The 19031-nt window shown below is 68.2% G+C and carries 20 protein-coding genes; 2 read left to right on the top strand and 18 right to left on the bottom strand.

The window, feature by feature from the left end:
* Positions 1–8 precede the first annotated feature (8 nt).
* On the top strand, positions 9–839 hold the full coding sequence (locus IEY58_RS30900) for a glycosyltransferase family 2 protein (protein WP_229744085.1): 831 nt from the start codon (positions 9–11) through the stop codon (positions 837–839).
* Here IEY58_RS30900 and fabG read toward each other — a convergent pair.
* From fabG to ftsE, 18 genes are all read right to left on the bottom strand, one after another.
* Positions 820–1533 carry a 3-oxoacyl-ACP reductase FabG gene (gene fabG, locus IEY58_RS30895; RefSeq protein ID WP_189052033.1) on the bottom strand — a complete coding sequence of 238 codons (714 nt, stop codon included), beginning with the start codon at positions 1531–1533 and terminating at the stop codon, positions 820–822. The genes IEY58_RS30900 and fabG overlap by 20 nt on opposite strands.
* Positions 1530–1964 (bottom strand): 3-hydroxylacyl-ACP dehydratase, encoded by a 435-nt coding sequence (locus IEY58_RS30890; protein WP_189052032.1) that lies wholly within the window; start codon positions 1962–1964, stop codon positions 1530–1532. The genes fabG and IEY58_RS30890 overlap by 4 nt, the downstream gene beginning before the upstream one ends.
* The gene (locus IEY58_RS30885; protein WP_229744084.1) at positions 1961–2749 is read right to left on the bottom strand and encodes a beta-ketoacyl synthase chain length factor; all 789 of its coding nucleotides are present in this window, start codon (positions 2747–2749) and stop codon (positions 1961–1963) included. The genes IEY58_RS30890 and IEY58_RS30885 overlap by 4 nt, the downstream gene beginning before the upstream one ends.
* On the bottom strand, positions 2746–3930 hold the full coding sequence (locus IEY58_RS30880) for a beta-ketoacyl-[acyl-carrier-protein] synthase family protein (protein ID WP_189052031.1): 1185 nt from the start codon (positions 3928–3930) through the stop codon (positions 2746–2748). Before IEY58_RS30880 ends, IEY58_RS30885 begins: the two co-directional genes overlap by 4 nt.
* Positions 3927–5255 carry a hypothetical protein gene (locus IEY58_RS30875; RefSeq protein ID WP_189052030.1) on the bottom strand — a complete coding sequence of 443 codons (1329 nt, stop codon included), beginning with the start codon at positions 5253–5255 and terminating at the stop codon, positions 3927–3929. The genes IEY58_RS30880 and IEY58_RS30875 overlap by 4 nt, the downstream gene beginning before the upstream one ends.
* Positions 5252–5875 carry an alpha/beta fold hydrolase gene (locus IEY58_RS30870; protein WP_189052029.1) on the bottom strand — a complete coding sequence of 208 codons (624 nt, stop codon included), beginning with the start codon at positions 5873–5875 and terminating at the stop codon, positions 5252–5254. The genes IEY58_RS30875 and IEY58_RS30870 overlap by 4 nt, the downstream gene beginning before the upstream one ends.
* Positions 5875–8187, bottom strand: coding sequence for an MMPL family transporter (locus IEY58_RS30865; RefSeq protein WP_189052028.1), 2313 nt, complete (start codon positions 8185–8187; stop codon positions 5875–5877). The genes IEY58_RS30870 and IEY58_RS30865 overlap by 1 nt, the downstream gene beginning before the upstream one ends.
* Positions 8184–8756, bottom strand: coding sequence for an outer membrane lipoprotein carrier protein LolA (locus tag IEY58_RS30860; protein ID WP_189052027.1), 573 nt, complete (start codon positions 8754–8756; stop codon positions 8184–8186). Before IEY58_RS30860 ends, IEY58_RS30865 begins: the two co-directional genes overlap by 4 nt.
* A gap of 1 nt (position 8757) precedes the next feature.
* Positions 8758–9663 carry an LpxL/LpxP family acyltransferase gene (locus IEY58_RS30855; RefSeq protein WP_189052026.1) on the bottom strand — a complete coding sequence of 302 codons (906 nt, stop codon included), beginning with the start codon at positions 9661–9663 and terminating at the stop codon, positions 8758–8760.
* Entirely contained in the window at positions 9660–9962 is a 303-nt protein-coding gene (locus IEY58_RS30850; RefSeq protein ID WP_189052025.1) for a beta-hydroxyacyl-ACP dehydratase, read from the bottom strand. The genes IEY58_RS30855 and IEY58_RS30850 overlap by 4 nt, the downstream gene beginning before the upstream one ends.
* Positions 9943–11277, bottom strand: coding sequence for an AMP-binding protein (locus tag IEY58_RS30845; RefSeq protein WP_189052024.1), 1335 nt, complete (start codon positions 11275–11277; stop codon positions 9943–9945). The genes IEY58_RS30850 and IEY58_RS30845 overlap by 20 nt, the downstream gene beginning before the upstream one ends.
* On the bottom strand, positions 11274–11954 hold the full coding sequence (locus IEY58_RS30840) for a COG4648 family protein (RefSeq protein ID WP_189052023.1): 681 nt from the start codon (positions 11952–11954) through the stop codon (positions 11274–11276). Before IEY58_RS30840 ends, IEY58_RS30845 begins: the two co-directional genes overlap by 4 nt.
* Positions 11955–12212, bottom strand: coding sequence for a phosphopantetheine-binding protein (locus IEY58_RS30835; protein WP_189052022.1), 258 nt, complete (start codon positions 12210–12212; stop codon positions 11955–11957).
* Positions 12213–12376: 164 nt separating this feature from the next.
* The gene (locus tag IEY58_RS30830) at positions 12377–14710 is read right to left on the bottom strand and encodes an adenosylcobalamin-dependent ribonucleoside-diphosphate reductase (protein WP_189052021.1); all 2334 of its coding nucleotides are present in this window, start codon (positions 14708–14710) and stop codon (positions 12377–12379) included.
* A gap of 226 nt (positions 14711–14936) precedes the next feature.
* Complete coding sequence (locus tag IEY58_RS30825; RefSeq protein WP_189052020.1) at positions 14937–15698, bottom strand: lysophospholipid acyltransferase family protein; 762 nt, start codon at positions 15696–15698, stop codon at positions 14937–14939.
* Entirely contained in the window at positions 15695–16327 is a 633-nt protein-coding gene (locus IEY58_RS30820; protein ID WP_189052019.1) for a YdcF family protein, read from the bottom strand. Before IEY58_RS30820 ends, IEY58_RS30825 begins: the two co-directional genes overlap by 4 nt.
* The gene (locus IEY58_RS30815; protein WP_189052018.1) at positions 16324–17217 is read right to left on the bottom strand and encodes a cell division protein FtsX; all 894 of its coding nucleotides are present in this window, start codon (positions 17215–17217) and stop codon (positions 16324–16326) included. The genes IEY58_RS30820 and IEY58_RS30815 overlap by 4 nt, the downstream gene beginning before the upstream one ends.
* Complete coding sequence (gene ftsE, locus IEY58_RS30810) at positions 17217–17894, bottom strand: cell division ATP-binding protein FtsE (RefSeq protein WP_189052017.1); 678 nt, start codon at positions 17892–17894, stop codon at positions 17217–17219. Before ftsE ends, IEY58_RS30815 begins: the two co-directional genes overlap by 1 nt.
* Positions 17895–18160: 266 nt before the next feature.
* Between ftsE and IEY58_RS30805 the strand changes: the two genes are divergently transcribed.
* Entirely contained in the window at positions 18161–18940 is a 780-nt protein-coding gene (locus tag IEY58_RS30805; protein ID WP_189052063.1) for a DUF3426 domain-containing protein, read from the top strand.
* Positions 18941–19031 lie beyond the last annotated feature (91 nt).

Below are 19031 nucleotides of genomic sequence, written 5' to 3'. Positions count from 1 at the left end.
CCTCGGCCATGGGTCTCGATTTCGAAACGGCAATGCGCCCGGCCCCGCCGGCAGCACCGCGCGTTGCCGCCACTCCCTCGATCGCACGCACGCACCTGGTGCTGATCCCCAGCTACAATTCCGGTCCGAAGCTGGTCGAGACCGTGCGCGAGGCGCGGCGCTTCTGGGCACCGGTCTGGGTCGTGATCGACGGCAGCACCGACGGCAGCGACAAGAGCCTGGCGCGTCTCGCCGCGGAAGACCCCGCGATCCGCCTGCTGACGCTCGCCCGAAACGAAGGCAAGGGTGCGGCGATCCTGCACGGTATCCGCCTGGCCGAGGCGGCGGGCTTTACCCACGCGCTGACCATGGACGCCGACGGCCAGCATCCGGCGGCCCTCATTCCCGATTTCATCGCCGCCTCGCGCAACAATCCTCGAAGCCTGATCCTGGGGCGTCCGATCTTCGACGACACCGCGCCCCGCATTCGGGTACTGGGCCGCAAGCTCTCGAACTGGTGCACCGATGTCGAGACGCTCTGGAGCGGCGGTTTCGATTCGCTGTTCGGCTTCCGGGTCTATCCGGTCGCCGCTCTGCGCCGGGTGATGGAGGCGCATCGCTGGATGCGACGCTTCGATTTCGACGCGGAGGCTGCCGTGCGCCTGTGCTGGAGCGGCTTCAACCCGATCAGCCTGCCCGCCCCCGTGCGCTACTTCACGCCGGACGAGGGCGGTGTCTCGCACTTCCGCTATGGACGGGACAATGCCCTGCTGACCTGCATGCACCTGCGGCTGCTGGCGAGCCTTCTCGTCCGCCTGCCATTGCTGCTGGCCCACCGGCTCAAATCATCCCGCCGTTGATCGAGATGATCTGGCCGCTGATGTAGCTGGCCCGGTCCGACGCCAGGAAGGCCACCAGGTCCGCGACCTCGTCGGCCGTACCGGCCCGCTTCATCGGCACCAGCCGGCCGATCGCCTCCTTGTCGAAGCTGCCTTCGGTCATCTTGGACTGGATGATGCCGGGCGCCACCGCATTCACGGTGATGCCGCGGCTGGCCAGTTCCAGCGACAGCGACTTGGTGGCGCCGTGCAGGCCGCTCTTGGCGGCCGCATAGTTGGTCTGGCCGCGATTGCCGACCAGGGCCGAGACCGAGGACAGGTTGACGATGCGCCCCCAGCGCGTCGCCATCATCGCCATCAACAGCGGCTGCGTCACGTTGAAGAAGCCGTTGAGCGTGACGTCGATCACGCTCGACCATTGGTCGCGCCGCATGCCCGGCATCACCACGTCCTCGTGGATGCCGGCATTGTTGACCAGGATCTGGATCGGACCCGCCAAGCGCTCGAGCGCCGCAGCCGTCCTGTCGGCATCGGTCACGTCGAACTGCACGGCTTCGGCTGCCCCTCCGGCGGCCCGGATGGCTTCGGCGACCGCCTCGGCCTGGTCCAGGTTCCGGTTGGCATGGACGACGACATGCGCGCCGTCCGCGGCGAGCTTGCGGCAGATGGCGGACCCGATATCGCCGCTGCCGCCGGTGACGAGCGCCCGCTTCATGTCGCTTTTCCCTCCAGGATGACCGCGGCACGCCCGCTCAGCAGCACGATGCCGTCATGACTGACGCTGAAGCCGTAGGACACGCTCGCCCCTTCGCCCGCCAGCCGTTCGGCCTCGACGATGAGGTCGCCCGCGAGACCGTCGAGCCGCTCGACCTTGAGCGACAGCGCGCGCAGGCTGGCGAGATAGCCCGCGCGGGGACGGCCGCCCACCGCCCCGGTCAAGCCGCCGTGCAGCGCCATTGCCTGCGCGGCATATTCGACGCCGCACGCCGCTCCGAGCCGTCCGTTGACCGCCAGCGGATTGGCGGAATCGCGATGGCTCGTTGCCCGGCAGCGAATCGTGCGCGCGTCCCAAGCTTCGATCCGATCCAGCAGGCACATGCGGCCGGCATGGGGGATGAGCGCCTCGATCTGCGCCCGGCCGATCACGGTGCCACCTCGAGCGTCAAGCGGTTGCCGGCCATCAGCGCCAGGGTGACCCGGCGCGGAGCCCCGCCGGCCAGCGCCGCCAGCACCGGCAGCGCGCGGGCCGCGGGATTGCCGATGCGCAAGGCTTCGAGCGCCGGATCCGGCATGGTCGTCTCGGCGGCCTCGCGATCGAGCGACAGGGTGAGCGTCGCCAAGCTCCGGCTCTCTCGCGCCGGCGACAGCAGCAGGGCCGTGCCGAAGATCGACTGAATGGGCCGCGCCGCGTGCAGCGCCGCCGGATAAGGGAGGTCATAGGCGACCAGCAGGACCGGCTTGGTCTCGCTCGTCGCCAGGCTCGCCGCCTCGAGGAGGCCGGCGGCGAAGCTGAAATCATGGGCGCACAGGCTGGTCGAGGATTCGCGCGAATGGGTCGCGATGCTCCAATAGCCGGACGGCGCGTTATGGACCGAGTTGTGGAAGCGGGTCGGCGAGACCCCGCGCTCCTCCGACGCCAGAATCTCCAGGATGTCGGTGATGGTCGCTCCGTCGCCACCGGACGAGGTGAAGACCGAGGGCAGCGCCTCCGCCTGGCGTTCCGACCGGGCGACTGCCTCGCTGCCGACCGCCAGCGCCAGTTTCACCGTCTCGGTCATGCGCCGCCGCTCGGCCGGCGGCAGCAGCTCGCTCGGCACCAATGTCACGGGAGCGGGATGGTACATCGCGCTGCCGGCCAGGATCGGAGCCCCCTGGACCCAATCGGCGAGGCCAGGCCCGCACAGGCCGATGCCGTCGACGAACAGCTTCACGGTGCGGCCCCCAGGATCACGCTGCAATTGCTGCCGCCGAAGCCGAAGGAATTGCTCATGACCCGGCGAAGCGGCCGGTCGGTGCCTTGAATCAGATAACGGCAGCGTAAAGTCGGGTCGAGCCGCTCGGTCGTCGGGCTCGATGGAATGAAGCCCTCGTCGAGGCAGAGCGCCGCGATGATCGTCTCCAGGATGCCCGAGGCGCCCAGTGTATGGCCGGTCTGGCCCTTGGTCGAATTGCACGGCGTCCGGTCGCCGAAGAGGCCCCAGATCGCCTGGTCCTCGGCCGCGTCGCCGACGCGGGTCGCGGTGCCGTGCAGATTGATATAGTCGATGTCCTCCGGCGCCAGGCCCGCTGCGGCCAGCGCCCTTTCCATCGCCATCCGCGCGCCCAAGCCTTCCGGATGCGGACTCGACATGTGGTGGGCATCGCTGCTCTCGCCGATGCCCAGCAGGGAAATCGCCCCCGGAGCACGTTCGGCCCGCTCGAGGAGCGCGAAGCCGGCGGCCTCGCCGATCGAGATGCCGCTCCGCGACGCATCGAACGGCCGGCACGGCCCCTCGGCGGTCAGTTGCAAGGAATGGAAGCCATAGAGCGTGGTCAGGCACAGGCTGTCGGCGCCGCCAACGACCGCAGCATCGCACAGGCCGAGCGCGATCATGCGCGCGGCATTGCCGAACGCCTTCGCCGTCGAGGCGCAGGCGGCCGACACGACGAAGGCCGGTCCGGCGAGGCCCAGCACCCGCTGCGCGAAATCGGCGACCGAGTAGGTATTGTGGGTCTGGGCGTAATGGAAATCCGCCGGCAAGGCGCCGGTCACCGGGTCGCGGCGGCGGAACAGCAGTTCGGTTTCGAGGATGCCGGCTGTGCTGGTACCGGCGAACAGGCCGATCCGATGCGCGCCATAGCGCTTGCGGGCACCGGCCACGGCATCGATGAAGCCGTCTTGCTCCAGCGCCATCAGCGCCAGTCGGTTGTTGCGGCAATCATAATCCGCGAGCCCGCCGGCGACCGGCCGATCGAGCCCGTCGACCTCACCGATGTGAGTCGGGATCCGTACGGTCTCGAACGCGCAGGGGCTGAGACCGCCGCGTCCGTCGTGGAGTGCGGCGACGGTTTCGGCACGGCCGGCGCCCAAGGGCGAGGCGAGAGCAAAGTGGCTGAGAACAAAAGACGTCACGACTGTCCCGGCATTGGAGATTTGGCGTCGAGCGCCGCGAGATCCCGGGCGACGGTCTTCGACTCCCGATCGACATAGGTGAAATACGCCGCATAGAACTGGCGGAAGTCGGCCTGCCTGTCGGCGTCCCAATCGGGATGATCGGCAAGATAGGCCTCGACCGGCCGTCGTCCGGTCTCGATCTTGGCATAAAGCCCGGCGAAATAGGCGAGGTTGTCGCGCAGCCGGAAATAGCGAGGCTGGCTCAGGATCTCGCGAAAATGCTGTTCGTACCTGCCGGTGATCGGCTCGTCATAGAAGATGATGCGCGAATCCGGATCATAGACCTCGTTTTGCCGTGGGATGGTGCCCAGATCCAAGAGCGCGCCCGGCTCAGTCGGCAATCGCCCACGCTTCAGCAGCAGGCGGCGGGCGGCCTCATCGCGATAGAGCGCCACCAGGTCGTCGATCGGCAGGTCGTTGGTTCGCCGCATCAGATTGACGAACTCGTTCTTCGGCACCGGGAAATCGAACAGCGAGACCAGGATGAAGCGATCGGTCTCCCACTCGTCCCAGATGTCGGCGGCGGCAAGGGCATTGTGATTGAGATGGGCGCAGTTGTGCTCGAAGAGGTTCCAATCGAACACCTCGCCGGCGCGATAGGGCGCGTTCTGCTCGTTCAGATAGCCGACGATGATCTGCATCTGCGCCCGGTCTAGCGGAACGCGGGCGCAATAGCGGTTGCGGCCGAAGGTGATGGCATAGTCGGTCGCAACCGACATCTCGTATTGATACGTCGCCGGCGTGAAGCCCGGCGCCATGTCCTCATAGACTTCGTCGTGGAAGGTCACGCCCTTGAAGACGCCCTTGGCCAAGGCTTCGGACTGGGTCCGGCGATAGGCCGCCTTCGTCAGCGGCTCGCCCGGCCCGAGATCGCCGTCGAAGAAGAACTTCCGCCCCTCGACGGCGACCCATTCGGCATTCTGGTAATGGGCGTTGACGCTGAGGCCGACGCCGTCGGCCGGGTCGTTGGTCTCGTCGCACATGGCGAGGACCGGATAATCGACGTCCCGCTTGCGGCAGACACCGTTCAGATAGAGTACCGCATGGCCGCCGATGCCACTGCTGATCTCGGCGCCGAAACCGGATTTCTTGCCGAGCTGCGATACGGCGCAGATTTCCGCATAGGTAGGGTAGAGCCGGGTGTAGATCTGTTCCTCGCTCGCGGTCGCAGGCGGCGGTGCGAAGAGCGGCGCCGTGGCGCAGCCGGCCGTCGCCAACGCCAGGCCGGCGACGCCGGCACGCCGGATCGCACGGCGCACAAGAGGGCTGATCGTCTCGTTCACGCGAGCGCTCCGAACGCTGAAGTTGCGAGTATGTCCTGCCACAAGCGGGACCAGGTCGGCCAGTCGTGACCGCCGGGCGCCGTCAGCACGCGTTCCGGCGGCAGGATCTCGGCCAGCAGGCGATGGGCGGCGGCGAAGCGGTCCTCGGTGCCGTAGCCGAGATGGATGTCCGGCAAGGCTCCGGCGCCAAGCCACGCAAGCAGCCGGCGTTCGTCGGTCATGGCCTCGTCCGGCGGCGAACGCCAATGCCGCAGGCCCCCCGCCCGCTCGACCTGGGCGACGAGACCGCGCGTACCAATGAAGGGCGCCAGCACGACGACGCCGGCGACCCGCTCCGGATGGGCCCGGGCATAGAGCAGCGCGCCCATGCCACCCAGCGAAATCCCGATCAGCCAGACCGGCCGCGGCGGGACGAGCGCATGCAGCTGCGGGACGGTAACGCCGTCGAGATAGCATTCCATGCCGGTCTCGACCGCGATCATGTCGACCGGCCGGCCGGCCGCGCGCACGGCGTCGAAAAAGCCGTGGGTCCGGAAGTCCTCCGCACGCATGTCGGCACCGGGCAGCATGATCAGCAGCGGCCGCTGCCCGGTCGGAGGCCTGTCCGCGACCACCCGCATCACGACGCCGCCGGCCGGGTAAGGATCGCGGCGGCGACCAGGCTCAGCGCCGTGCCGATGGCAACGGTGCCGCCGATGCCGGTCAGCACCGGGATCCGCGACAGCGACAGGGCGCCGAAGCCCACGACGGTGCAGATATTGGCCAGCAGCAGCGATGCGACGGTCCGCCGGCCGGCAGCTCCGGTCAAATGGCCGCGCTGGAAGAACAGGCAATAGTTCGACCCGACCGCCACGACCAGCAGCAGACCGAACAGGTTGAAGATCGAGAGCCGGTGGCCGCCGAGCGTCAGGAGCGCCAGGGTCAGCACGACCGAGATGCCCAGCGGCGCCAGCACGGCCAAGGCGGGGCCGACGGCGCGGAAGCTCACCAGCAGCAAGGCCGCGATCACGCCGCAGCCGAACATCCCCAGCAGCAGCGCCTCCTGCCGGTAGCGGTGCAGCAACCGGTCCGATTCCGCCTTGAGGTCGAGCAGCTTCGCGCCGGGCACGCCCTCGAGCGCCGCCGCGATGCGACCAGGATCTGAGACGTCGCGCAGCGGCATGACGCCGACCCAATGTCCCGCGTGGTCGATCAGCAGCGCGTCGAGCTTCAGCGAAAGGAGGGTGCCGTCGAGCGCCGCGCGCGTGAGCGGCGGCGCCTCGCGCGCAGCGGCGGCATCCTCGAGGAACGGCGTGAACGTCTCCGGCCGGAACGGCACGCCGTCGAGCGCCGCCGCCAGGTTGGCGGACAACGTCGCCCGGTCGGGCACCGCCGCCTTGCGCCGGACTTGCGTCGCCGCGCTGGGCAGGTAGCGGTCGGGCGAATCATAGCCCGACAGGACGCCGGCCGGGATGAGCCGCTTCAGCCCCGCCGCCGCCCGTTCGCACGCCTCGAGCAGGCTTTCCTGATCATCGGCCTCGGCCACGACCATGTATCGCACGTCGGGCGCGCCGACGTCGCGGCGCAGGTCGCGGTCGATCGCCTGGTCGGCGGCGGAGACCGGACTCATGCTCGACAGCTCGTCCTGCCACAGGCCATTGCTGCGGAGGGCTACCAACCCCAGGGCGACCAGCGCCAAGGCTGCGAGCGGGAGCCGCAGTTTCGGTGCGCGCCCGACGAGCCGCAGCAGCGCCGGCGCAAACGCCGCCTCGCGCAGCCCCGTGTAACGGCGGGAGGCCAAGCTTGGCAGCACGAAGCGCGTGACCGCGAGGGCCACCGCCAGGCCGACGATGGTGAACACGCCCAGTTGAACGAAGCCGACGAAGCTCGAGAACAGCATGGCCGCAAAGCCGCAGATCGACACCAGCACGCCCAGGCGCAAGGTCGGCCAGATCCGGCGCAGCGTCCCTGACGGCCCCTCGGCCGGATCGGTCTGGGCGAACAGATAAATCGCGTAATCGACCGCCTCGCCGATCAGGGTCACGCCGAAGCCGACGGTGACGCCATGGACGAAGCCGAACCAGGCCCCGACCGCCGCAACGCCGGCAAGTGCGCCGGACACGACCGGCACCAGGGTCAGCAGCAGCATGCGCGGCGAGCGGTAGACCGCCAGCAGCAGCCCAACGATGGTCAATGTCGCAAGGGTCGAATAGAGCGACACGTCGTGCTTCATCTGGGCGCGCGTCTTGACGCCGAACACGCCCGGGCCCGTCGCAACCAGCCGCACCGCGGCACCGCCGTCGACTGACCGCTGGGCCGCGGCGAAAGCGTGCTGGATGGCGCCGAGCGCCTGCTCCTGGGCATCGATATCGAAACCGGGCGCCCTGGTCTGGGCTAACAGCAGCGCACGGGTGCCGTCCCGCGCCGTCCAGACGCCCTCGCGGATCTGCCGCTGCGCCTCGCCGGCCATCCGGCGCACCAGAGCCAGGGTCTCGCCGGTCGGATCGTGGCCGATGCTGCCTTTGAGAAGCGGCGCCATGCCGGACGACAGCAATTGCAGATCTTGCTGCAGCGCCTGATGCAGCCCCGCCGCGGTGAAGCGCTCGGGCGTGACGTCGTCGCTGAGCACATAGCGGTTGCGCCAGATATAGTCCTGGTCGGGGCGGCCAATGCCGCCCTCGCCATTGTCGATCAGACTGAAATCCGGCGCACGACGCAGCGTAGCCGCCACGGCCTTGCTGATGGCGGCGAGCGTCGCCGTCGGCGCCCCCTCGAAATCGACGAGGATCAGGCGCGAGGCAACGCCATCGCGCAGCTGGTCGACCAGGATCTGCTGGGTCGGTTCCGGCGAGCGCGGCAAGAAGGCCGACATGTCGGTGGTGAAGGGCGTGTGCAGGATGATGCCGACCGAGAGCGCCAACCCGGCCAGCCAGACGATCAAGGCGCGGTTCACGGTCCGTCCGGCATCACGGTCATTTCGGATTGGTCGCCGTCCGCCTCGTGGACCGAGATGGTCCTGAGCACGGCCCCCGCGCCATCGATGCGGATGGCGTCGACCTTGTCGCGCACGGACCGGTCGAGCGGCGTCAGCGTCAGATGCCATTCGGACGGGTGACCGACCAGATCGATCGCGTAATAGCGGCCGAGGGTTCGGAGATCGCCCGCCATGGTCGAGCGCACCCCCTCGACCAGCGCCGCGACCTCCTGGTGATCGCCGAGCGAGATCGAGAATTTGTCGCCGTTCGGCTGGACACCGGTCAGCGTGTCGCCCGCGAGCACGATGCTTTCCGGAGCCGGCGTCAGGGTGATCTTTTCGAGCCGGTCGGGGGCGACATAGCTCAAGGTCCCGGTGCTTTCGACTGGCGCGGTCAACATTGCCGCAGTCTTGCGCTCGACGAAGTGGGCCCGGGCCTGCTTCACCGCCTGAAGCTGCGCCATCAGCCGCACGAGGCCCCACGGCGCCTCCTCGGCCCAGGCACCATGGGCGAGCAGCAGCAGGGCAAGGCCGGCGAGCGCTCTCATGTCACTTCCAAATATCGAAGAAATTGAACCAGTTGTAGGGTGCCAGCCGGCAATAGTGCTCGAGCCGCGCCACATAGCGGCCGACGAGACCGTCAAGCGCTGATGCATCCGGCCGACGGGGGATTTCACCGGCTTCGGCGAACCGTTCGAAATGGATGTCGTAGCGCCGGCCTCCTCGATAGACCGCAATCATCAGCACGACCGGCTTCTGCAGGATCGCGATCATCCGGAACGGGCTGATCGGGAAGCGCGCCGGATCGCCCAAAAACGGCCGGGTGACCTGGTGCTCGTCGGTCAGGCTTCGGTCGGCCAGTACGCCGATGAAATGCCCCTCATCGAGGCAGCGCTGGACCGTGATGAAGGAATCCGGTCGGCCAAGGCTGATCACATCCCCGGTCAGCGCCGGATTGATCGCGTTCAGCACGGCGGTGACCTTCTGTGCGTTCTCCTCGTACATCACCATGTTGACGCGCAAGTTCGGCTGCCGGCGCCCGAGCGCGCGCAGCACCTCGAAGCTGCCGATATGGGCGCCCAAGAGGACGCAGCCGCTGCCGCTTGCCAGAATGCCGCTCACGATCTCTTCGCCCTCGATCCGGAGCTCGAGATCGTCCGTTCGGTTCTTCAAAAGGAACACGCGGTCGAGCACGCAGGATGCGAACGCGTGATAATGGCGGAAGATATCGAGCCAGCGCGGGCGGCGCCCGAGCGCGCGATTGAGATACAGCACCGAGGCACGCCGGGCCGCGACCGAGAAGATCATGAAATAGAGGCAGATCGCCGGCAGGAACAGGCGCGCCGCCGGCCGGCCGAGCCCGAGGGACAGCCAGACGAGCGCCTGGATGACCGGGATCGAGCCTCGTTCCTTCCGCCGCAGCCATTCCGGACGTCGGGCATCGACGAGGCTCATGGCGAGCGCACCACGCCGGTCAGCGCTCTTTCGTCCTCGACCCAGCATTCGACTTGCGTGAGCGCGCCGTCCCGGCGCCACCGGATCGACACGGCGTCACCCGGCCGGACCGGCCGCAAGAATTTCGCGACCTGGACCTCGGCGGCACCGCCGATGCCGATCGCGCGGAGCGCATGATCGAGCAGCAGGGCGCCGGGGATGATTGGATTGCCCGGGAAATGGCCCGCGGCCGTCGGGTGCGCGTCATCGAAGCGATGCAGGGTCGACGACCAGCCCGCCTCAGCGCTCGACGGCTTCAAGAACCAGATGCTCCAGGGCGCGGCGTGTGAGCTTGCCGAGCGCGTTGCGCGGCAGGACGTCGACGAAGACGAGCGGCCGCGGCAGGAACGCCGGGTCGATCTCGCGGCGGAGGGCCGCCAGCAGTTGCCGTGCGGTGAGGCGCGGCGCCACGACATAGGCGCTGAGCCGTTTGCCGTTCCCTTCCGGCAGCAAGAACACGCCGTCCTCGACCCCATCGATCGCATTCAGGCGATAATTGAGGTAGGCGAGCGAGCTGCGCTTGCCGGCGATGTTGACCATGTCGGACTTGCGGCCACGCAGCACGAAGCGCTTGGGGCCGTTGAGCTCGATGATGTCGTTGAGCGGGGCCGCGACCGCCGCAGCGGGTCCCGCGGCCCAGACGTCGTCATCCCGTTGCGTCAGCGCGATATCGTCGATGCAGGACCATTCCTCCGTCTCGACCGTGCGCCGAGCGGCGATCTGGCCCACTTCGGAACAGCCGTAGATCTCGTAGAGCGGCGCCGCGAACCGCGCTTCCGCCTGCTGCGCCAGGTCGAGCGCCAGGGGCGCCGTCGCGCTGACGATGCAATGGACCGGCGGCAATGCGCCCTCGTGCGCGGCCAGGCTGCGCAGGTGGACCGGCGTGGTGATCAGGATGCGCGGCGCCGGCATGGCCGCCAGCTGCGCCATGATGTCGGCCGGCAGCAGCGGCCGCGCGCCATGGAACGCCAGCCCATGCTGCAGCGCCAGCATCACGATCGATTCGATGCCATAGCTGTGCTGGTGCGGCACGGTCCCGAGCAGAGACGCGCCGGCGAGCTCGGCCACGTCCAACGCACGCGCGGCCGCCCGGGTGCTGCGCACGAGAGCGCCCCAGCTGCGCGGATTCGGCACCGGATCGCCGGTCGAACCGGAGGTGAACAGGATCGCCGCCGTTCGATCCGCCGGAAACGACGGCACGGGCGAGCCCGGAACGCTCCCCAGATTGCGTGGGAACGAGAGTGTCGGCACCCGCCCGATCAGGACGAAATCCGTATCGTGCAGGAAATAGACGCTCTCGTAGTTCCGGGCGAGCTGCTCGAGCGGCGCCTCGGCATCGCTCGACGGCAGCAAGGTGATCTGCTCGCGGACGAGGGCTGCCGCGAAGCCGACGGTGAAGCGGTAGCGATCGACGCAGAGATTGACCACATGGCGCGCGTCCGGCATGCGGGCCGCCAGTGCGGCGACGTCGCCGAGGAAGCGCTCGACCGAAATCGGGCCTTCGGCGTCATGGACCAGGATGTCCGACCGGTTGGCGTGTCTCAGGAACGGATAGGAAAGGGGTTGCATCGTCATGTTTCCCGAGGCCGCGGGCATCCGCGATCGCGCCTTGCCATTTGAGCTTTCACCATCACGATCATCCGCACGATATCCCGCAAATGCTCGCGTGGGGGATTTGTGACCCAGAAGGATCGCGTCATTTTTTCGCCCAGGAACATAGCGGTAAGCAAGGGTGCATTGAGGATGTTCACGAAAGCCGACCACCAGGCGATCGGCGCCAGCCAAAGCAGCAGGGCCGAGCCCAGCAGCTGCCCCAGGAAGAACAGGCACCAGGCCCAGGTCACGCGCCGGGTATAGCGATCGATCGCCGGCGGCAGCGTGCCGTGAATCTGATGGGACAGCCGCGTCACCAGCGGCACTTGGCCCGGGCGGAGCGACATGCCGAAGAACATCAGCAGGCCGAGATAGATCAGCGCGTGCGGCAGGCCGGTCAGCAGAACAAAGCCGCCCCGCGGGTGCAGCACACCCAGGGCGAGGCCGCCGGCCAGGATCAACGCGCCGGCGAGGCGGGCCCAGGCGCGCCGCGTCGCCATCCCAATCGCCCAAAGCGCCAGCAGCGCCTGACCCGCGATCAGCAGATAAGTGGCCATGCCCCAATCACCCGTCGCCAAGATGAAATGCGTGACGAATGGCGCGGCAATGGCGAAGAGGATCAGCAGCGCCTTGAACAGGAGCCAGGCGCGAGCGGGCATCTATTTCTGTTTGTTTTCTTGGATGTAATTGCTCAAGGCACGCAAAGACTTGAAAATCTCGACGTTGTTTTCGTCATCGGAGCGCAGCTTGACGCCGTAGCGCTGCGACACCGCGAGCGCGACCTCCAAGATATCGATCGAATCGAGACCAAAGCCCTCGCCATATAACGGCGTATTGGCATCGGCTGTCTCGATGTCGAAGTCCAGATTCAAGGTCTCCACGATCAACCGTGCCAGGTCGATTTCATTCTCATTCATCAGATTCGAGCCAAACATCCGAAGAACTCAACTCACGCTTGAATACCGACCTGAGGTGCCGGCGATAGCACCGTCCCTTCCGGCCGGCATAGCAGATTCCATTTCGACCTGCATTCTTTTGCTGAGGGGTCGGAGCCGATCAAAGACCCGACGTTATTCTTGGACTAGCCACATTTCGAATAGCCACAGTTGGTGCATTGCGCGCAGCCCTCCTGCCGGACGAGGGCCGCGACGCCGCATTTCGGGCATTGCCCGAGCCGAGGGGCGGCACCCTCGCCCGGGATTGCGACCTGACGCTGGGCGGCTGGGCGCTGCGCCGCCGGCACCAGGTCGGCCTCGCCCGAGATGAAGCCGATCTCGACCAGGTGGCGCGCGATCACGTCGCCGATGGCGGCCAGAAGCGAGGGCACGTAGCGCCCGTCCATCCAGGCGCCGCCGCGCGGGTCGAACACGGCCTTCAACTCCTCGACCACGAAGCTCACGTCGCCGCCGCGGCGGAACACGGCCGAGATCATGCGCGTCAGACCGACCGACCAGGCGTAATGGTCCATGTTCTTGGAGTTGATGAACACCTCGAACGGCCGCCGGCGGCCATCCTGGATCACGTCGTTGATCGTGATGTAGATCGCATGGTCGCTCTCGGGCCAGCGCAGCTTGTAGGTCCTGCCTTGGAGCGCGTCCGGCCGCGACAGCGGCTGCATCAGATGGATGACGTCGCCGCCCTCGGCCCGGCGTGCCGCGAGCTCGGCGCCGCCGGCACCGGGCTGAACCGCCTCGATCGGCTGGGCCGCGGGCACGCCCGGCCCGCCGACCGACAGGACGGCACCCGTCACCTCGTTCGGCCGATAGGTCGTGCAGCCCTTGCAGCCGAGATCGTAGGCCTTGAGATAGACGTCCTTGAACGCGGTGAACGGGATGTCGGCGGGCACGTTGATCGTCTTGGAGATCGAGCTGTCGATGTATTTCTGCACCGCCGCCTGCATGACGACGTGATCGTCGGGCGCGAGGCCCTGCGCGTCGACGAACGCCGGCGGCAGCGGCGCGTCCGGCCCCTTGATCGCGCGGAACAGCCGGTAGGCGTGGTCGCTCACCTCCTCGTCGCGGCGCGTGCCGTCCGGCATCAGCACCGTGCGCGTGTAGCGGAAGCTGAACACCGGCTCGAGGCCCGAGGAGATGTTGTCGGCCAGGAGCGAGATCGTCCCGGTCGGCGCGATCGAGGTCAGCAGTGCGTTGCGGATGCCGTGCTGGGCGATGCCTTGGCGCAGGTCCTCGTCGAGCTCGCGGATCGATTCGCCGGCGAGATAGGCATCCCGGTTGAACAGCGGGAAGGCACCCTTCTCCCTCGCAAGCTCGATCGAGGCACCATAGGCGGCGCGCCGGAGGGCGGCCATCCAGCGCTCGGTCAGCTGGATCGCCTCGCCCGAGCCGTAGCGCACGCCGCACATGATGAGCGCGTCGGCGAGGCCCGTGACACCGAGCCCGATCCGCCGCTTGGCCTGGGCCTCGCCCGCCTGCGCCGGCAGCGGGAAGCGCGAGACGTCGACGACATTGTCCATCATCCTGACGGCGACCGGCACGAGCTCGCCGAGGCGATCGAGGTCGAGTGCCGCCGACGCCTCGAATGGGTTGCGCACGAGGGCGGCGAGATTGATCGAGCCCAGGAGGCAGGCGCCATAGGGCGGCAGCGGCTGCTCGCCGCACGGGTTGGTTGCCGAGATCGTCTCGCAATAGGCGAGATTGTTCCGGCGGTTGATGCGGTCGATGAAGATCACGCCTGGCTCGGCGTAGTCGTAGGTCGCCTGCATGATGCGGTCCCACAGCGCACGCGCCCGGACCGTGCGATAGACCATGCCGCCGAACACGAGATCCCACGGCTCGTCCGCCTTGACCGCCGCCATGAAGGCGTCTGTCGCCAACACCGATAGGTTGAACATCCGGAGCCGTCCCGGCTCGCGCTTCGCGTCGATGAAAGCCTCGACGTCGGGATGATCGCAGCGGAGCGTCGCCATCATGGCGCCGCGCCGATAGCCGGCGCTCATGATGGTCCGGCACATGGCGTCCCACACGTCCATGAACGACAGCGGCCCCGAGGCGTCGGCGCCGACGCCCGTGACCCGCGCGCCCTTGGGGCGAATGGTCGAGAAATCGTAACCGATGCCGCCGCCCTGCTGCATGGTGAGGGCGGCCTCGCGCAGCTGGTCGAAGATGCCGCCCATGTCGTCGGGGATCGTACCCATGACGAAGCAGTTGAACAGCGTCACCGTCCGCTCGGTACCGGCGCCGGCGACGATCCGGCCGGCCGGCAGGAACTGGAAGTCCTCGAGCGCCCGATAGAAGACCGGCTCCCACTTTTCCGAGTCTTTTTCAACCACCGCGACAGCGCGGGCGATGCGCCGCCACGTGTCTTCGATGGTTTTATCCACAGGCTCGCCTTCCGGCGACTTGAACCGGTACTTCATGTCCCAGATCTGCTGGGAGATGGCGGCGATGCTGGTCATTCCTCGAACCCTCCGGCGGCGCGCGGCAAGCAGCCGCCAAATCAGCAGTCTTACACAAACCCGACCAATCCTGCGCCATTGCCGTCGGATCAACCCTGCCGGGTGAGCCGTTCGCGCAATTTCCCGATGCGGCGCCGCCGATTCGTCGTCAATCCTTTAGTAGGATGAAACCACGAACCGAAATTGGCAAATTGGCCAGACCGATTCCATAATCTTCCCAGGCCGCTCAGGGGCTCGGCGCGAAGAGATCCACAGAGTTTTCCACAGGCTTCTCCCACCCGCCCTCCTTGAGCAAGGCCGCAGTCGCCGTCTCGAGCCGCTCTTCGAGCAGCGCCATCACGCGGCGCCGGTCGAGGCCGGCCTCGATCGGCGGCAGGATCTCCACCAGCACCGTGCCCTTACGCTTCAAGAACGCTCGCCGGCTCCAATAGAGCCCGGAATTGAGCGCGATCGGCACCATCGGGATCTTGAGCTGGGTATAAAGCGCGGCCACCCCCGGCTGATAGGGCAGCTTGCCGCCGACCGGCCCGCGCGTCCCTTCGGGGAAGATCGCGATCTGCCGGCCCTGGGCCGCCACCGCCCCCGCATCGGCCAGCATGCGCTTCAAGGCCGCGGCCTTGCCGCTGCGGTCGATCGCGATCGTGCCTTGCTTGCGCAGGTACCAGCCGAACAGGGGGATCGACCAGAGCTCGCGCTTCAGCACGACGGCCGGGTCGTCGAACAGCACGAAGAGCGCCAGCGTCTCCCAGGCGGACTGGTGCTTGACCGCAAGGATGGCCGGTCCGGCCGGCAGGTTCTCGCGTCCCCGCAGCTCGTAGCCGAGACCGATCGTCAGCTTGAGCCAGGCAAAGGTGAGGCGCGCCCAGAAGCGGGCGAGCGCGCTCGTCCAGTGCCGTGGCCCCGCCAGGAGCGGCAGCGCCAGGATCAAGAGCACGGCCGTCCCGCCGAAGAAACCGATGTTGTAGACGAGAGCCCGAAACATTTTCATGGGGAGGACGAGCCTGCCGAATGAGGAAACAGGTGGGGCCGCGCGAGCGCTCCCAGATACTTTATATATTCAATGACAATCACGCCGGCACCGGCCCGTGAAAACCACCAGGTGCCCGGACGCACCGCCTCGGGGAAGACCGGATGGGCGATGATCGTGACCTCCGGCGGCAGCAGGCGGCGGAACTCGAGCAGGCTGCGGCGCATGTGATAGCCGGCGGTGACCAGGCGGATGGAGTGGAAATGCTCCGCCTCGAGCCAGGCGCGCGTCTCGAGCGCGTTGCCGACCGTATTGTCGGCCGAATGGCCCAGCACGACGCAGCACTCGACCCAATGGGGCGTCTGCGGCGAGGTCTTCAGCACCTCGGACATGTCGACGCCCTCGTGCACGCCCGAGACGAACAGCTTCTTCGCCTTGCCCTCGACCAGCAGGCGGAAGCCCACGTCGATGCGCTGGCTGCCGCCGGTCAGCACGACGATGGCGTCGGTCGGGCTCGTGGGATCGTCGGTCGGCGTATCAATGCCGGCGGCGAACCAGATGAGCCCGCCCAGAAAGGCGAGCGCCAGCAGGAACAGGACCGCGAAGGTCGGACCGAAGGCGCCGAGGAGGTGCCGGCCGAGCCGGTTCACGGCATCCGCCCAAGCGTGCGGAGCACGGTGCGGCGCGCGGTCACCAAGGCCACCAGCCCCATGAGCGGCGGCAGCGCCAGAACCGCGACCCAACCGAGGAGCGGCAGGCGGAACGTCGGCAGCAACGCCGCCTCGCCCGGCAGCAGGCCCTGGTCCGCGGTCCAGCGCAGCGCGCCGTAGCTGACGAGCGCCATGACGAGGCCGATGCCGCCGCCGCCGAGGCCAAGCCGGAACGCATGCCACTGGAACTGGCGGGCGACATAGGTGTCGCTGGCGCCGATCAGATGGACGAGCTCAACCACCGGCGCGTGGATCGCAAGCCCGGTGCGTGTGGTGAAGATGACCGTCAGCACCGCGACCGCGCCGATCAGCACGACGATGAGCGCCGCACCGAACTCGATCAGCCCGGCGATGCGGAACAGGCGCGCAAGCCAGGAGCCGTGGCTCTCGACCCGCGTGCCCGGCGCCGTGATCGCCAGGCGCTGGGCCAGCGTGTCCGGGTCGATGAGCGCGCCCGGCTTGGTCTGCACGTCGATCAGGACCGGCAGCGGCAGGACCGAGACGTCGACGTCCTGGCCCAGCCACGGCGCCAGGAGGCGCGTCTCCGCCGCGGCGTCGAGCGGCACCGCCCGGGCGATGCCCGGGTCCTGGGCCAGCTGCTTCAAGGTCGCCTCCAGCCGCGCCGGCGGCACCGGCGTCCCGTCGGCCCCGCGCGGCAGCTCGATCGTAAGCGTGCCGGCAAGACCGGCGTTCCAGCTGTCGACGGCACTGTGCAGTGCCGCGCCGGCGGCGATGGTGAGCGCCGCCAGATAGACCATGAGCGCCACCAGCCACGGCAGGAACCGGGTCGAACCGTCGGTCGAGAGCGGCAGTGCCGGCGCCCGGGCCATCAGGCGAGCTCCCGGCTGCCCGGCCGCCGCTCGAGCCTGCCATCCTCGATATGGAGGACCGGATGGCCGAAGCGTTCGATCAGGGCCTGGTTGTGCGTCGCGATCACCACGGTCGTGCCGCGGCGATTCAGCTCCTCGAACAGATAGAGCAGGCGGAGCGCGATCGCGTCGTCGACATTGCCGGTCGGCTCGTCGGCGATAAGCAGGCTCGGCTGGCTGATGACCGCGCGGGCGATGGCGAGGCGCTGCTGCTGTCCGCCCGAGAGCTCCCGCGGCAGCGCGTGGACATGGTCGGCGAGCCCGACCCAGTGGAGCAGATCGACCACATGGTCCTTGACGCGCGCCTCGTCCCGCCCGGCGATCCGGAGCGGCAGCGCCACGTTGTCGAGCGCCGACAGATGCTCGATCAGCCGGAACTCCTGGAACACGACGCCGATGCGCCGGCGCAGCGCCGGCAGCTGCGCTCGCGTGAGCCCGGCGATGTCGCGGTCGAACAGCGAGATCCGGCCGCGAGTCGGCCGCTCCGCCAGATACATGAGCTTGAGCAGGGTCGACTTGCCGGCGCCGCTCGGACCGGTCAGGAAGAAGAAGCCGCCCGGCTCGAGGTCGAGGTCGATGTCGTGGAGCACCTCGGGGCCTGCCGCATAGCGCATGCCGACATTTTCGAAACGGACCAAGGCTGAAGGAACTCCGTGGGGGTCGCGGACTCGGCTGGCGCACCGGTCATCGGCCGCCCCTTTCCGAGGATGTAGCCGTCCCCGGCGCCGCCCGCAACCCGGCCCATGGAGCCGTGCGCGACGCGCGGCGTTTTGCGCTGGACGCGGTCGCACGGCGCGTGGACAATCGCGCTCGCTTCAGCCCCCCCGCCGTCGCATCCCGCGTCCCGACCCGCACAAACTGCCCCGGCACAAACCGCCACCGCTCTGATCGATCCAGCGACCGCATGATCCTTACCTGCCCGGCCTGCTCCACCCGTTACCTCGTCGATCCGGCCGCCATCGGGGCGAGTGGCCGCACCGTGCGTTGCGCGCGCTGCCAGCACAGCTGGCATCAGGATCTGCCGGCCGACCAGGCCATACCGAAGGTGACCCGGCCGGCCGAGATGTCGACCCCGCCGGTCATGCCGACCGTGTCGTCGGCCTTCGAGGACCGGCCTGCGGCCGAGGCCCCGGCCAAGCCTGCCGAGCCGGTATCCACACCGGAATCGATGCCGAGCTTCATGGGCCGGCCGGAGCCGATTGGCACCGAGCGCAACCTGCCGGCGCTGCCGCGGCGCCAGCGCCGGATCAGCCCCTTCCTCGTCGGCTGGGCGGCGCTCGTGCTGATTGTCGTCCTGCTGGTGGCCGGCCTGTGGTTCGCGCGCGAGCCGCTGGTCGCCGCCTGGCCGCCGCTTGGGCGGCTCTATGCGCTGGCTGGGATTCCGGTCGACGCCCAGACCTTCGGGCTCGAGGTGCGCAACCTGACGCCCGCCTTCGCGAAGACGGACAATACGCCGACGCTGGTCGTGACCGGCGAGGTGGTCAACACGGCGGGTGGGGTGCGCAAGGTCCCGCCGCTCCGCGTCTCGCTGCGCAACAGCCAGAACCAGACGCTCAAGACCTGGGACTTCACCCTCGGCCGCGACCAGCTGCTCGCCGGTGAGAGCGCGCCGTTCCAGACCTCGATCGCCAACCCGCCGCCCGACGCCTCCTCGGCGGTCGTTATCTTCGCTGAATCGCCCTAAACGAACGCTGCCGCTTAGAGCGATATGAAATCAGGCTGAGCCGGGGTGGCAGGAGAAGTCCTTCCCCGCCCAATTGGGGCAGAGAAGGAGA

Source organism: Aliidongia dinghuensis, from assembly GCF_014643535.1.
Taxonomy (GTDB): domain Bacteria; phylum Pseudomonadota; class Alphaproteobacteria; order ATCC43930; family CGMCC-115725; genus Aliidongia; species Aliidongia dinghuensis.
Note: the sequence above shows the minus strand (reverse complement) of the source record. Positions and strands in the feature narration are given on the sequence as shown.

What these genes read in the sequence shown, in the direction of transcription:
- IEY58_RS30900 (WP_229744085.1), top strand. Translation starts at nt 9, where the DNA reads ATGGGTCTCGATTTCGAAACGGCAATGCGCCCGGCCCCGCCGGCAGCA.
- fabG (WP_189052033.1), bottom strand. Translation starts at nt 1,533, where the DNA reads ATGAAGCGGGCGCTCGTCACCGGCGGCAGCGGCGATATCGGGTCCGCC.
- IEY58_RS30870 (WP_189052029.1), bottom strand. Translation starts at nt 5,875, where the DNA reads ATGCGGGTGGTCGCGGACAGGCCTCCGACCGGGCAGCGGCCGCTGCTG.
- IEY58_RS30860 (WP_189052027.1), bottom strand. Translation starts at nt 8,756, where the DNA reads ATGAGAGCGCTCGCCGGCCTTGCCCTGCTGCTGCTCGCCCATGGTGCC.
- IEY58_RS30855 (WP_189052026.1), bottom strand. Translation starts at nt 9,663, where the DNA reads ATGAGCCTCGTCGATGCCCGACGTCCGGAATGGCTGCGGCGGAAGGAA.
- IEY58_RS30845 (WP_189052024.1), bottom strand. Translation starts at nt 11,277, where the DNA reads ATGACGATGCAACCCCTTTCCTATCCGTTCCTGAGACACGCCAACCGG.
- IEY58_RS30840 (WP_189052023.1), bottom strand. Translation starts at nt 11,954, where the DNA reads ATGCCCGCTCGCGCCTGGCTCCTGTTCAAGGCGCTGCTGATCCTCTTC.
- IEY58_RS30835 (WP_189052022.1), bottom strand. Translation starts at nt 12,212, where the DNA reads ATGAATGAGAATGAAATCGACCTGGCACGGTTGATCGTGGAGACCTTG.
- IEY58_RS30830 (WP_189052021.1), bottom strand. Translation starts at nt 14,710, where the DNA reads ATGACCAGCATCGCCGCCATCTCCCAGCAGATCTGGGACATGAAGTAC.
- IEY58_RS30825 (WP_189052020.1), bottom strand. Translation starts at nt 15,698, where the DNA reads ATGAAAATGTTTCGGGCTCTCGTCTACAACATCGGTTTCTTCGGCGGG.
- IEY58_RS30815 (WP_189052018.1), bottom strand. Translation starts at nt 17,217, where the DNA reads ATGGCCCGGGCGCCGGCACTGCCGCTCTCGACCGACGGTTCGACCCGG.
- IEY58_RS30805 (WP_189052063.1), top strand. Translation starts at nt 18,161, where the DNA reads ATGATCCTTACCTGCCCGGCCTGCTCCACCCGTTACCTCGTCGATCCG.